General features: G+C 67.5%; 8 protein-coding genes. 3 read left to right on the top strand and 5 right to left on the bottom strand.

What is annotated here, in order from left to right; translation table 11 throughout:
* Positions 1-12: 12 nt before the first annotated feature.
* Both KDW96_RS08205 and KDW96_RS08200 read right to left on the bottom strand, forming a co-directional pair.
* The gene (locus KDW96_RS08205) at positions 13-2,967 is read right to left on the bottom strand and encodes a sensor histidine kinase (RefSeq protein WP_255839933.1); all 2,955 of its coding nucleotides are present in this window, start codon (positions 2,965-2,967) and stop codon (positions 13-15) included.
* A gap of 130 nt (positions 2,968-3,097) precedes the next feature.
* A complete protein-coding gene (locus tag KDW96_RS08200; RefSeq protein WP_208708330.1) occupies positions 3,098-3,274 on the bottom strand; it encodes a hypothetical protein in 177 nt (58 codons plus the stop codon).
* 242 nt (positions 3,275-3,516) lie between these two features.
* Here KDW96_RS08200 and KDW96_RS08195 point away from each other — a divergent pair, with 242 nt between their 5' ends.
* From KDW96_RS08195 to KDW96_RS08185, 3 genes are read left to right on the top strand one after another with little or no spacing between them, the layout of a single operon-like run.
* On the top strand, positions 3,517-6,807 hold the full coding sequence (locus KDW96_RS08195) for a transglutaminase family protein (protein WP_255839932.1): 3,291 nt from the start codon (positions 3,517-3,519) through the stop codon (positions 6,805-6,807).
* A gap of 31 nt (positions 6,808-6,838) precedes the next feature.
* Positions 6,839-9,331 (top strand): circularly permuted type 2 ATP-grasp protein, encoded by a 2,493-nt coding sequence (locus KDW96_RS08190; protein ID WP_255839931.1) that lies wholly within the window; start codon positions 6,839-6,841, stop codon positions 9,329-9,331.
* Positions 9,328-10,239 (top strand): transglutaminase family protein, encoded by a 912-nt coding sequence (locus KDW96_RS08185; RefSeq protein ID WP_255839930.1) that lies wholly within the window; start codon positions 9,328-9,330, stop codon positions 10,237-10,239. The genes KDW96_RS08190 and KDW96_RS08185 overlap by 4 nt, the downstream gene beginning before the upstream one ends.
* A gap of 194 nt (positions 10,240-10,433) precedes the next feature.
* Here the strand turns inward: KDW96_RS08185 and KDW96_RS08180 are convergent, their stop codons facing one another.
* The 3 genes from KDW96_RS08180 to osmE form a co-directional block, all read right to left on the bottom strand.
* Positions 10,434-11,021 carry a cytokinin riboside 5'-monophosphate phosphoribohydrolase gene (locus KDW96_RS08180; RefSeq protein WP_255839929.1) on the bottom strand — a complete coding sequence of 196 codons (588 nt, stop codon included), beginning with the start codon at positions 11,019-11,021 and terminating at the stop codon, positions 10,434-10,436.
* Between the two features lie 725 nt (positions 11,022-11,746).
* Complete coding sequence (locus KDW96_RS08175) at positions 11,747-12,658, bottom strand: glycerophosphodiester phosphodiesterase family protein (protein ID WP_255839928.1); 912 nt, start codon at positions 12,656-12,658, stop codon at positions 11,747-11,749.
* 117 nt (positions 12,659-12,775) lie between these two features.
* On the bottom strand, positions 12,776-13,150 hold the full coding sequence (gene osmE / locus KDW96_RS08170; RefSeq protein ID WP_255839927.1) for an osmotically-inducible lipoprotein OsmE: 375 nt from the start codon (positions 13,148-13,150) through the stop codon (positions 12,776-12,778).
* Between the last annotated feature and the right edge of the window lie 106 nt (positions 13,151-13,256).

Raw genomic sequence — 13,256 nt, 5'->3', positions numbered from 1 at the left:
CAGGTCGCAGGTTCAATTCGCTTTGGACGTCGCCTCGACATGCCGTGGCAGGGTCACCCGGATGCGGGTGCCGCGTTGCAGCTCAGGATCGGCCGGGCTGTCGATTGTTATCTGTCCATAATGCTCTTCCACGATGGAATAGACCAGCGCGAGGCCGAGGCCGGTACCCTTGCCGACCTCTTTGGTGGTGAAGAAAGGTTCGAACAGGCGGTCCATGATCACCTTGGGTATGCCGCTGCCCTCGTCCTCGACGATCAGGTCGACGGTGTGCTCGGAGGCCTCGCTCCTGACCCGGATCGCCGCCCCCGGCGGCGAGGCGTCGCGGGCGTTGGACAGCAGGTTGATCAGCACCTGGGCGAGGCGCTGGGGGTCGCCCTCGGCCCAATGCTCGGGGTCGCACAGGTTGAAGAAGTGCACCTCGGTGCCGAGGCGGTTGAGCGCCAGCAGGCCGATGGCGTCCTGCGCCACCTGGGCCAGGGACACCGGCTCGTCGGTCTGCTGGTGGGTGCCGGAGTGGGCGAAGCTCATCAGCGACTGGACGATGCGCGAGACCCGCTTGGTCTGTTCGAGAATCTGCCCGCTCAGCTCGACCATCTCCTCGTCCTGCTCGCGATCTTCGCGCAGGTTCTGCGCCAGACAGGCGATGCCGGTGATCGGGTTGCCGATCTCGTGGGCCACGCCGGCTGCCAGGCGGCCGATGCTGGCCAGGCGCTCGGAGTGCACCAGCTTGTCTTCCAGCATCTGGGTCTCGGTCAGGTCCTCGACCAGCAGCACCAGGCCGCTGCTGCCGGGCGCCAGGGGCTCGTCGATCGCCGCCTTGTGCAGGTTGAGCCAGCGGGTTTCGCCATCCAGATCCAGTTGCTGCTTGTGCAGGTGCTGGTCGGGCAGCTCGATGAAACCGCTGAGCAGGCTATGCCAGGGCTCGCCCAGGGTGGCCAGGCGCGAGCCGACCACGCGTTGTGCGGGGATCTCGGTGAGTTCCTCCATGGCCTTGTTCCACATCAGGATCTCCTGATCCTTGGCCAGCGAGCAGACGCCCATCGGCAGCTCCTGCAGGGTCTGGCGGTGGTAGCGGCGCAGGGTGTCGAGCTCGGCGGCCAGGCCGGTGAGGCGCGAGTGGTAGTCCTCCAGGCGGCTCTCGATGAAGTGGATGTCCTCGGTGACGTAGGTCTCGCTGCCGGCCTTGTAGGGCAGGAAGGTCTCGACGATGTCCTGAGCTACGCTGGGCCCCATCAGGCCGGACAGGTTGGCCTCGATGCGGTCGCGCAGGCGGCGCAGGGCATAGGGGCGGCCCTCGTCGAACGGCAGGTGCAGGTCGCGCAGGGCCTGCTCGACCTCACGCTGGGCGGTCTTGGCGCCCAGCGGCTTGGCCAGTTGGGTGGCGAACTCCTGGGGCGACAGGGCCAGCAGCTCGCGCCGTTGCGGACGGCGTACGTTATCCACCGCGCAGGCCTCGGCGGCGCTCTTCTCTTCGTCACTGGCCTCGGTGAACAGCGACACCAGGGTGAACACCAGGACGTTGGCCGCCAGCGAGCCGATCGCGGCGAAGTGCCAGCTGCTGTCGTCCAGCACGTAGACCAGGTTGAACATCGGCAGGTAAAAGCCCTGCAGGTTGCCGAGCATCGGCAGCAGCATGCCGACTACCCAGACACCGATGCCGGCCAGCAGGCCGGCGATGAAGCCGCGGCGGTTGGCGGTCGGCCAGTACAGCACCGAGAGCACGCCGGGGAGAAACTGCAGGGTGGCGACGAAGGCGACGATGCCCAGGTTGGCCAGGTCCTGCTCGGCGCCGAGCAGGTGATAGAAGCCGAAGCCGGCCATGATGATGGCGAAGATCAGGATCCGTCGGGTCCACTTCAGCCAGCGGTAGATGTTGCCTTCGGTGGGCGGCTGATACAGCGGCAGCACCACGTGGTTGAGCACCATGCCGGACAGCGCCAGGGTGGTGACGATGATCAGCCCGCTGGAGGCCGACAGGCCGCCGACATAGGCGATCAGCGCCAGGGTCGGGCTGTTGACCGCGATGCCCAGGCCGAGGGTGAAGTATTCCGGGTTGGTGGTGGCGCCGACGCGCAGGCCGGCCCAGAGGATCAGCGGCACCGCCAGGCTCATCAGCAGCAGGAACAGCGGCAGGCCCCAGCTGGCGCTGACCATGGCCCGCGGGTTGAGGTTCTCGGTGAAGGTCATGTGGTACATGTGCGGCATGACGATGGCCGAGGCGAAGAACACCAGCAGCAGGGTGCGCCAGGGCCCCTCCTGCAGCGGCGTGTGCAGGCTGGTCAGGGCCGCCTGGTTCTGCACCAGCCAGTGCTCCAGCGCCTGGGGGCCGTCGAATACACCGTACAGGGCATACAGGCCGATGGCGGCCAGGGCGCTGAGCTTGACCACCGACTCGAAGGCGATGGCGAACACCAGACCCTCGTGCTTCTCGCGGGTAGCGATATGGCGGGCGCCGAACAGGGTGGTGAAGAGGATGATCAGGCCGCAGAAGGCCAGTGCCACGCGGTCCTTGACTGGCTCCTGGGTGAGGATGCCGATCGAGTCGGCCACGGCCTGGATCTGCAGGGCCAGCAACGGCAGCACGCCGATCAGCATGAACACCGTGCTCAGCGCGCCGGCCCAGGTGCTGCGGAAGCGGAAGGCGAACAGGTCGGCCAGGGAAGACAGCTGGTAGGTGCGGGTGATGCGCAGGATGGGGTAGAGCAGCACCGGCGCCAGCAGGAAGGCGCCGGACACCCCCAGGTAGCTGGCGAGAAAACCATAGCCGTACTGGTAGGCCAGGCCCACCGTGCCATAGAAGGCCCAGGCGCTGGCGTAGACGCCCAGCGACAGGGTGTAGGTCAGCGGGTGGCGGATGATCCAGCGCGGGATCAGGCCGTGTTCGCTGACCCAGGCCACGCCGAACAGCACCAGCAGGTAGGCGGCGCTGATCAGGATCAGATGGCTCAGGCTAAAGCTCATCAACATCAGATTGGCTCTGCGGATAAAAGGTAGAGGGTGGTCACTGCCTGGCGCCGGTTGGCATCAGGGCTCATCGCTGGCTCGCAGGCTCTGCGACGCGTGATAAAGGGCGGTCACCGGGTTTCGCCGCCATGTTTCAGAGTTCATCGGTGTCTCGCTGGCTCTGCAGGATGAAGGTCACGACGATCAGGATCAGCCACAGCAGATAGGGCCGGTACCAGGCGCCGTTGGGGTCGGTCCACCAGTCCATGATGGCCGGGGAGAACAGGTAGATCCCCACAACCAGAATCAGAACCAATCGATAGATATACATGCGCATCTCGTCTCGGGAGTGTCGCGATGGTAACGGATGCGTGGCGGCCTGCGTAGGGCGCCATGGGGGCCGTTATCCCTCATGAGGCGGGCGCTCTGCTGGCACGCCGCCGGTTTTGGCGGCCGGCCATGGCGCCGCGCCGACGTACGCGCCTCGGTGGGAGGGGCTAGAGTCTCTGTAACGAAGCCCTGGCATATCCCTTGCTCAACAAGCGCATCGTCCAGGTTCGCAGGAGGTCCACCGTGTCGATCCATATTGCCCTGCATCACGTCAGCCACTATCGCTACGACCGCGCCGTGCAGCTCGGCCCACAGATCGTGCGCCTGCGACCGGCCCCCCACAGCCGCACCCGGGTGCTGTCCTATGGCCTGAAGGTCGAGCCGGCCGGGCATTTCATCAACTGGCAGCAGGACCCCCAGGGCAACTACCTGGCGCGACTGGTGTTCCCGGAGAAGACCCGGGAGCTGAAGGTGGAGGTCGACCTGGTCGCCGAAATGGCGGTGTTCAATCCCTTCGACTTCTTCCTTGAGCCTTACGCCGAACAGATTCCTTTTGCTTACACAGAGGGCGAGCAGCGTGAGCTGGCGCCCTATCTGGTGCAGCTGCCGGCCACGCCACTGTTCGCCGACTACCTGGCCGGCATCGAGCTGACGCCGACGGCCAGCGTCGACTTTCTGGTGGCACTGAACCAGCGCCTGTCCTGCGACATCGCCTACCTGATCCGCATGGAACCGGGGGTGCAGACGCCCGAGGAAACCCTGGAAAAGGGCTCCGGCTCCTGCCGCGACTCGTCCTGGTTGCTGGTGCAGTTGATGCGCCACTTGGGGCTGGCCGCACGTTTCGTCTCCGGCTATCTGATCCAGCTCACCGCTGACGTCAAGTCACTGGACGGGCCGTCCGGCACCGAGGTGGACTTCACGGACCTGCACGCCTGGTGCGAGGTCTACCTGCCCGGCGCCGGCTGGATCGGGCTCGACCCGACCAGCGGCCTGTTCGCCGGCGAAGGCCATATTCCCCTGGCCTGCAGCCCCGAGCCGTCCTCGGCGGCGCCGATCAGTGGCGGGGTGGACGAGTGCGAATGCGAGTTCTCCCATGAGATGCGCATCGAGCGCATCTGGGAGGCGCCGCGGGTTACCCGGCCCTACAGCGATGCGCAATGGCAGGCCATCGATGCCCTCGGCCGGCGGGTCGACGAAGACCTGCAGCGTGACGACGTGCGCCTGACCATGGGTGGCGAGCCGACCTTCGTCGCCCTCGACTACCCGGACGGCGAGGAGTGGAACACCGCTGCCCTCGGGCCGCACAAGCGCCGCCTGGCCGCCGAACTGTTCCACCGCCTGCGCGAGCACTACGCCCCCGAGGCGCTGGTGCACTTCGGCCAGGGCAAGTGGTACCCGGGCGAGCAGCTGCCGCGCTGGTCACTCAACTGCTACTGGCGCCGGGACGGCGAGCCGCTGTGGCACGAACCGCTGCTGTATGCCGACGAGCAGAGTGACTACGGCGCCGATGCGCACCTGGCCGCGCGGTTCCTCGCCGCCCTGGCGCCACGGCTGGGCCTGAGTGGCGAGCATAGCTTCGCCGCCTATGAGGACTTCTTCTATTTCCTGTGGCGCGAACGCAAGCTGCCGAGCAACGTCACGCCGGAAGACCCGCGACTGGACGATGCGCTGGAGCGCGAGCGCCTGAGCAAGGTGTTCGGCCAGGGACTGGGCAAGGTGATTGGGCATGTTCTGCCGCTGGCCCGCAACGCCGCCGAAGACGCCTGGCAGAGCGGCGCCTGGTTCCTGCGCGAGGAACATTGCCGGCTGCTGCCGGGTGATTCGCCGCTGGGCTACCGCCTGCCGCTGGAATCGCAGCCCTGGGTCAAGCAGGCCGACTACCCCTATGTGAACCCGGTCGATCCATCCCAGCTGTTCGCGCCGCTGCCACCCGCCGGGCAGATGGCCCGCGAGCTGCGCGGCGCCGCGCTGGCAAGCGCGAATACGCCAATCGAACCGCCGCGGACCGGGCAGTCGGCCGATGACGTGGTGCGCACCGCGCTGTGTGCCGAGCCGCGGGGTGGCCGGCTGTATCTGTTCATGCCGCCGCTGAGCCGGCTGGAAGACTATCTGGAGCTGGTCGCGGCCATCGAGGCCACCGCCGCGGAGCTGGACTGTCCGGTACTGCTCGAGGGCTACGAGCCGCCCCAGGACCCGCGCCTGCAATTCTTCCGCATCACCCCCGACCCGGGGGTGATCGAGGTCAACATCCACCCGGCGGCCAGCTGGACGGAGCTGGTCGAGCGCACCGAGTTCCTCTACGAGGCGGCGCGCCAGACACGCCTGTCCAGCGAGAAGTTCATGATCGACGGCCGTCACACCGGCACCGGCGGCGGCAACCACTTCGTGCTCGGCGGCGCGACCCCGGCCGACTCGCCGTTCCTGCGTCGCCCCGACCTGCTGCGCAGCCTGATCAGCTACTGGCACAACCACCCGTCGCTGTCCTACCTGTTCTCCGGCCTGTTCATCGGCCCGACCTCCCAGGCGCCGCGGGTCGACGAGGCGCGCAACGATGCCCTCTATGAATTGGAGATCGCCTTCGCCCAGATGCCCGAGCCGGGCGAGGCATGCCAGCCTTGGCTGGTCGACCGCCTGTTGCGCCACCTGCTGGTGGACGTCACCGGCAACACCCACCGCGCCGAGTTCTGCATCGACAAGCTGTATTCGCCGGATTCGGCCACCGGCCGCCTCGGCCTGCTCGAGCTGCGCGCCTTCGAGATGCCGCCGCATGGGCGGATGAGCCTGGCTCAGCAGCTGTTGCTGCGCGCCCTTATCGCGCGATTCTGGCAGCAGCCCTATGCGCCGGCGCGGCTGGTGCGCTGGGGCACCGAGCTGCATGACCGTTACCTGCTGCCGCATTTCGTCGAGCAGGACTTCGCCGATGTGCTGCAGGAACTCTATGCCTTCGGCTACCCGCTGCGGGCCGAGTGGTTCGCCCCGCATTTCGAGTTCCGCTTCCCCAAGGCCGGCGACTTCAACGTCAAGGGCATCGAGCTGGAACTGCGTCAGGCCCTGGAGCCCTGGCATGTGCTGGGCGAGGAGGGCGCCACCGGCGGTACCGTGCGCTACGTCGACTCCTCGCTGGAGCGCCTGCAGGTCAGGGTTGCCGGCATGCCGGCCGATCGCTATGTGCTGACCTGCAATGGCGTGCCGGTGCCGCTGTGTCCCACCGGCAAGGTCGGCGAGTTCGTCGGTGGCGTGCGCTTTCGGGCCTGGCAGCCGGCGTCCTGTCTGCAGCCGAATATCGGCGTGCACGCGCCGCTGACTTTCGATCTGGTCGACAGCTGGATGAACCGCTCCCTGGGTGGTTGCCAGTATCATGTCGCCCATCCCGGCGGGCGCAACTACGAGAGCCTGCCGGTCAATGCCTACGAGGCGGAGAGTCGGCGCCTGGCGCGCTTCTTCCGTCTCGGCCACAGTCCGGGCGAGCGCGAGGCGGGCCCGCTGCAGGTTAACCCCGAGCTGCCGATGACCCTGGACCTGCGCCTCCACTGAGGCGCCCCAACCCCTGCCTGTTGAGTGAACCATGCCCGATCTGCTTGCCGACTACCCGCTGAGCGCTGCGTCCTACCACGAGCTGGTGGACGCCAAGGGGCAGGTGCGGCCGCACTGGCGCCGGTTGTTCGAGCGCCTGCAGGCCGCCAGTCCGGCGCAGCTGGCCCAGCGTCAGGCCCTGGTGACCCGGCAGATCCAGGAAAACGGCGTGACCTACAACGTCTACGCCGACCCCGAGGGTGCCGACCGGCCCTGGGAGCTGGACCTGCTGCCGAACCTGATCCCCGCAGACGAATGGCAGCAGATCGCCGCCGGGGTGGCCCAGCGGGCGAAGCTGCTCGACGCCGTACTGGCCGATATCTACGGGCCGCAGCAGCTGATCGCCGACGGACTGCTGCCGGCCGAGCTGGTGTTCGGCCACAACCACTTTCTCTGGCCGTGTCAGGGCGTGAAGCCGGCGGGCGGTACCTTCCTGCACCTCTATGCGGTGGACCTGGCGCGGGCGCCGGATGGCCGTTGGTGGGTCACCGGCGACCGCACCCAGGCACCCTCAGGCGCCGGCTATGCGCTGGAGAACCGACAGATTGTCTCGCGCACCCTGCCGGAGCTGTACCGCGAGCTTAACGTGCAGTATCTCGGTGGCTTCTTCCGTACCCTGCAGGACACCCTGGCGCGTCAGGCGCCGGCCGACGGCGACACGCCCCTGGTGGTGCTGCTGACCTCCGGGCGGTTCAACGAAAGCTACTTCGAGCACCTGTACCTGGCCCGCCAGCTCGGTTATCCGCTGGTCGAGGGTAGCGACCTGACGGTGCGCGACGCCACTCTCTACCTCAAGACCCTGGCCGGCCTGCGTCGGGTCCATGCCGTGCTGCGGCGGCTGGACGATGACTTCTGCGACCCGCTGGAGCTGCGCTCCGACTCGGCGCTCGGGGTGCCCGGCTTGCTCGAGGCGGTGCGCCGGGGGCGGGTGCTGGTGGCCAACGCCCTGGGCAGCGGAGTGCTGGAGTCGCCGGGGCTGCCCGGCTTCCTCCCGGCCATTGCGCAGAAGCTGCTCGGCGAGGAGCTGCTGCTGCCGAGCATTGCCAGCTGGTGGTGCGGCGAGGCGGCGGTGCTCGAACAGGCCATCGAGAACCTGCCAGAGTTGCTGATTCGGCCCAGTTTCCCATCGCAGAGTTTTCCCCCGGTGCTCGGCCGCGCCCTGGACGGGGCCGCGCGCGCGGCCCTGGTCGAGCGCCTGAGGGCCAGGCCCTACGCCTATGTCGCCCAGTCCCGGGCGCAGCTGTCCCAGGCGCCGGTGTGGCAGGCCCAGGAGGAGCGCCTGCAGTCGCGCGCCATCGGCATGCGCGTGTTCGCCGTTGCCAGTGCCGAAGGCTATCGGGTCATGCCCGGCGGCCTGACCCGGGTGGCCGCGGTCGCCGATGCCGAGGCCGTGTCGATGCAGAGCGGCGGGGCGAGCAAGGACACCTGGGTGCTCGGCGAGCGCCACCCCGGCGGCGAGCCCTGGCAGTGGTGGCGCGCACTCGGCGTGGCTGACCTGGTGCGCAGCGACCCCTTCCTGCCGTCGCGGGTGGTGGAGAACCTGTTCTGGTTCGGTCGCTACAGTTCGCGCTGCGAGGATGGTGCACGTCTGTTGCGCATCATGCTGGCGCGCTATGTCGACGATGACGACGACCCGCAGGCCCTGCAGAGCGCCCTGGCCCTGGGCGAGCGTCTGGGCATTTTGCCCGACGCTGACAGCGGCGAGCTGGAGCAGCGCCTGTTGCAGGCGGTGCTCGGCGCCGACTGGCCGGCCAGCCTGCGTGCCAACCTGCAACGCCTGCAATGGACGGCCGGCAGCGTGCGCGGCAAGTTGTCCCAGGCCAACTGGCAGCTGTTGCTGGTGCTGCACCGCGAGGCCCAGTGCCTGGAGGTCGAGGGCGAGGACCTCGGCGAACTGCTGGACTATCTCGACGGCCTGCTGATTTCCCTGGCGGCCTTGTCCGGTTTTGCCCTCGACGACATGACCCGCGACGACGGCTGGCGTTTCCTGCTCATCGGCCGCAGCATCGAACGGCTGCACTTCATGGCCGAGAGCGTTGCCGCGTTCTTGCGCAGCGACGCGGTCAGCGATCCCTCGGCCCTGGCCTGGCTGCTGGAACTGGGCAACAGCAGCATCACCTACCGCACCCGCTACCTGGCCTCGGCGCAATTGATTCCGGTACTCGACCTGTTGCTACTCGACGAGCAGAACCCCCATGCCGTGCTGTTCCAGTTGCGTACCCTGCTGCGCGCGCTGGGCCGACTGGGCGAGCGTTTCGCCCTGCCCGAAGAGGTGCCCCTGTGGCAGCTGGAGCAGCAGCTCAGCGACTTCAGACTGGCCAGCCTGGAGAGCCCGCTGTTCGGCCCCAGCAGCGTCAGGGCGGTGCTCGAGGGCCTGGCGGACTTGCTGGAGCGCATCGCCGAAGCCGGTGAGAATGCCTCCGAACACCTCGGTTTGCGCTTCTTCGTGCACGTCGACCCCAGCCAGCGGACGCAATCGACATGAGCAAAGCGGCCTATCAGATCATCCACGACACCCACTACCGCTACTCGGCACCGGTGTCCCTGGCTCAGCAGCTGGCTCACCTGTGGCCCCGCCAGTGCCCCTGGCAGCGTTGTCACGAGCGCCAGTTGCACGTCAGTCCGCAGCCCTGCCAGCGCCGCGACGAGCTGGACGTATTCGGTAATCCGTTGACCCGTCTGGTATTCGAGCGGCCCCATGACGCCCTGGAGGTCGGCGCGCGCCTGCATATCGAGGTGCTGGAGCGGCCGCCCCTGGCGCTGCCCGATTCGCCTCCCTGGGAGCGCATCAGTGGCGCGCTCAGCTACAGCGGTCGGGCACTCTCGGCAACCCTGCTGGACGCCGCTCGCTACCGTTTCGAGTCGCCCTACGTGCGGCTCAAACAGGCCTTCGTCGACTATTCGGCCGATTGCTTCCCGGCCAGGCGTCCACTGCTGGTGGCGGTGCAGGCGCTGATGGGCAAGATCTTCAGCGAGTTCACCTTCGATGCCGTGGCCACTCAAGTGGCTACGCCCTTGATGCAGGTGCTGGAGGAGCGTCGCGGCGTGTGTCAGGACTTCGCCCACCTGATGCTCGCCTGCCTGCGTTCCCGTGGCCTGGCCGCGCGCTACGTCAGCGGCTACCTGCTGACCCAGCCGCCGCCCGGCCAGCCCCGGCTGATCGGGGCCGACGCCTCGCATGCCTGGATATCGGTGTATTGCCCGCGCCAGGGGTGGGTCGACTTCGACCCGACCAACAACATCCGCCCGTCCCTGGAGCACATCACCCTGGCCTGGGGCCGCGACTTCGCCGATGTCTCGCCGTTGCGCGGGGTGATCCTCGGCGGCGGCAGCCATGACCCGGAGGTCCAGGTCACGGTGCTGCCGCTGGCCGAGACGGTGGCGCCGCGCTGACGTGGGTCAGGGGTGTGCCGGGCGCTTAAGGGTTTTCCACAGCCGCCCCGCCAGGCTCAGCAGAAACAGGGCCAGTGCACCGGCCCTGCGAGTATTCCTTCTCTTGGGGCGTGAAGTGGGGGCGGCAGTCGGTGGCCGCGCCCTGCGGTTATGCGTCACGGCGCCGCCGCCTGCCAGCCGGACCCTGGGGGGATTCAGTCGGGTTTGCGATCGACCCACTTCGGCGCCACATTCGGCTGCCACTGGCGCAGCGCCTGCAGCAGCTCGGCCGGTGAATCGGCGAGCTGCAGCATGGCGCGGTGCTGGGAGCGGACGAAGCGTTCGGCCACCAGGTGATCGAGAAAGTCACCGAGCTTGCTGTAGAAACCGCCGACATCCAGCAGGCCCAGCGGCTTGCTGTGGTAGCCGAGCTGGCCCCAGGTCCACACCTCGAAGAGTTCCTCCAGGGTCCCGAGGCCGCCGGGCAGGGCGATGAAGGCGTCGCTGAGTTCGGCCATGCGCGCCTTGCGGGCATGCATGCCGTCCACCACTTCCAGGCGGCTCAGGCCCTGGTGGCCGATTTCCGCGCGCTCCAGGCTCTGCGGGATGATGCCGACGACTTCTCCGCCGGCGGCCATCGCCGCGTCTGCCACCACCCCCATCAGGCCAACCGCACCGCCGCCATAGACCAGGCGCAGGCCCTGTTCGGCCAGGTGCCGGCCGAGGTTCTCCGCGGCCTGACGGTAGATCGGCTGGGCACCGGGGCTGGCGCCGCAGAACACGCAGATTGAGCGCAAGGTCATGCTCGACTCCTCTCAGGCAAATTTGCCCTCAGGGTAGCGAGTCAGGGCCCGGCGACCAAGGGCGAAGGCGCGTTACTCGCGGCAGCTGCCACTGGCGCCGCCGGCATAGGCGGCGAGCAGGCTGCGGAGCAGGTTGTCGAAGTCCATGATGCATCTCCCTGGTGGTCTATCCAGACCTTAGCCGGGGATACCGGACTCGGCCCGTTGATTGTCTCGATGGCCGCGATAGTGGTTGTCCGGCAGTTGCCCACATCTGCTGTGGAACGAGCTGTGGATAAGGTGGTGGCAGAGCTGTGGAGCCCTTGCAATACGGTCGTCTGGAGCAGTTGGTTGTTTTTTGAGCTGCGATATTTTTTATATAAAAACAGCAGCTTAGGCTTGATCTATGGCGCTTGGCGTAGGCTTGGAAAGTTGTCCACGGCTGCTGTGGGTAGGGCTGTTGATAAGTCCCGGGTAAGTGGCTGAGAGCCAGATGGATCAAGCGGTTGAGCCATCAGAACGTTTTTTGAACAGTGCCGAGGGTGTCCGCCCAGGAGCCCGAACTACCGCTCAAGTCAAGCAAAAAGTCACCCTGTATCAGTGACTTGGAAACCGTTCATGGCGCTGGCCGGTAGTTATCCAGAATGGCTGTGGAATGTCATGTGGATAAGCTGCGGGTACCTTTCGCGAGCCCAGACCGGTTGTGCTCTGGAGACCGTTGGGCACTTTTTGATCGGTTGTCGGCGTCATTCATCCAGCGCGCTGATCCGGGTCGAGCGACCAAGCAGTTCAAGAGCACGCTCCGGGTGGTCGGTGATCAGTCCGCCGGCGCCAAGTTCGAGCAGACGACGCATTGCCGGCTGCTCGTTGACGGTCCACAGCAGTACATTGAGGCCGCGATCGCGGGCGGTCCGCATCAGGCTGGCGCTGGCGATAGGCCAGTTGCCGTGACGCTCGGGGATCTGCAGCGCCTGGTAGGAGGGCGACAGCACACGGCCCAGGCCCAGCCAGTCGAGCGTCAGCAGCAGGCGCACAGAGCTGGGGCCGGCGGAGGTGGCGACGCCCGGGCACAGCTCGCGGAACCGTTGCAGGCTGCGCTCGTGGAAGCTGCCGACCAGCACCCGCTGACCCTGACCGCTGGCTTCCAGCAGCTGACAGAGCTGCGCTTCCAGGCCGGCGTCGGGCACCTTGATCTCGATGGCCTTGGCCACCTCCGGCAAGCCCTCGAGCACTTCGATCAGGCGCGGGATGCGGATGCCCTGCCCGCGATAGGGGTAGCTCTGGCCGCCGTCGGCTGTCCACCGGTAGCCGGCATCCAGGGCTTGCAGCTGTTCAAGGCTGTGCTCGGCCACCAGCCCCTGGCCGTCGGTGGTGCGCTCCAGGGTGCTGTCGTGGATCACCACGAGCTCGCCATCGCTGGAGCGCCGCAGGTCCATCTCCAGCATGTCCACGCCCAGGGCGCTGGCCCGCTCGAAGGCGAACAGGCTGTTTTCCGGCCACAGTCCCTTGCCGCCGCGGTGGGCGATCACCAGCGGGCGCTCGCCCAGTGCGGCCAGCACGGGGGGCGGTGCCACCGGCCGGCTGAACTGCGCGAGCATCAGCAACGCGATGGCAACCACCAGCACGGGGGCGAGAAGGAATCGGGCGAGTCGCAGCATGGATAGGTCCATTGAAGCCGATGAACTGTGCAGACACTGGACTATGGCAAAGGATGGCGGCGCCGGCGAGCGGTCGGTACGTCGACCTGCGCAGCAGCCAAGGCCGTACCTCCGGGCTCAATAGCCCCCGCCCCCGCCGTAGGGCACGCGGGCGCGAGCACGGGCGCGCGCGTTGTCTTCCATCTGGGTGCAGGTGGTGAAGCCCTTGCCGTCGACCCGCCCGGCCGCGTCGAAGCTGACGTGATAGGCCTGGGGCCGGCCGTCCTGGGTGAGGGTGTAGTCGTGACAGCTGCCGGGCCGGACGGTGCGCTGCATCTCGCTGGAAGGGGGGCCACCGATTTCCAGGACATGCTGCTTGCTCATGTCGAGGTCGACCTTGGCCACCAGGGGCGCTTCGCGGTAGGCCAGGTAGGCGGCGGGAGTGCCGAGCGAGCCGGCGCAGCCGGAGAGGGTGCCCACTAGGAGCAAGGCGCCGAGGGTATGCGTGTCCATGGAAACCTCCCGTTGCAAGCGTGGCGTGCGGCCCCGGTCGGTGGTCCGGTGTGCCGGACGGTTGTTGCTGGTCGCCGTGTGCCTGCGCATGTGCGGCACAGCTGGC

This window comes from Pseudomonas benzenivorans, assembly GCF_024397895.1.
GTDB classification, from domain to species: Bacteria; Pseudomonadota; Gammaproteobacteria; order Pseudomonadales; family Pseudomonadaceae; genus Aquipseudomonas; species Aquipseudomonas benzenivorans_A.
The sequence above is the reverse complement of the archived record's forward strand: the minus strand, read 5'-3'. Positions and strand labels throughout refer to the sequence as shown.

What these genes read in the sequence shown, in the direction of transcription:
- KDW96_RS08180 (WP_255839929.1), bottom strand. Translation starts at nt 11,021, where the DNA reads ATGACCTTGCGCTCAATCTGCGTGTTCTGCGGCGCCAGCCCCGGTGCC.
- KDW96_RS08185 (WP_255839930.1), top strand. Translation starts at nt 9,328, where the DNA reads ATGAGCAAAGCGGCCTATCAGATCATCCACGACACCCACTACCGCTAC.
- KDW96_RS08190 (WP_255839931.1), top strand. Translation starts at nt 6,839, where the DNA reads ATGCCCGATCTGCTTGCCGACTACCCGCTGAGCGCTGCGTCCTACCAC.
- KDW96_RS08175 (WP_255839928.1), bottom strand. Translation starts at nt 12,658, where the DNA reads ATGCTGCGACTCGCCCGATTCCTTCTCGCCCCCGTGCTGGTGGTTGCC.
- KDW96_RS08205 (WP_255839933.1), bottom strand. Translation starts at nt 2,967, where the DNA reads ATGTTGATGAGCTTTAGCCTGAGCCATCTGATCCTGATCAGCGCCGCC.
- osmE (WP_255839927.1), bottom strand. Translation starts at nt 13,150, where the DNA reads ATGGACACGCATACCCTCGGCGCCTTGCTCCTAGTGGGCACCCTCTCC.
- KDW96_RS08200 (WP_208708330.1), bottom strand. Translation starts at nt 3,274, where the DNA reads ATGTATATCTATCGATTGGTTCTGATTCTGGTTGTGGGGATCTACCTG.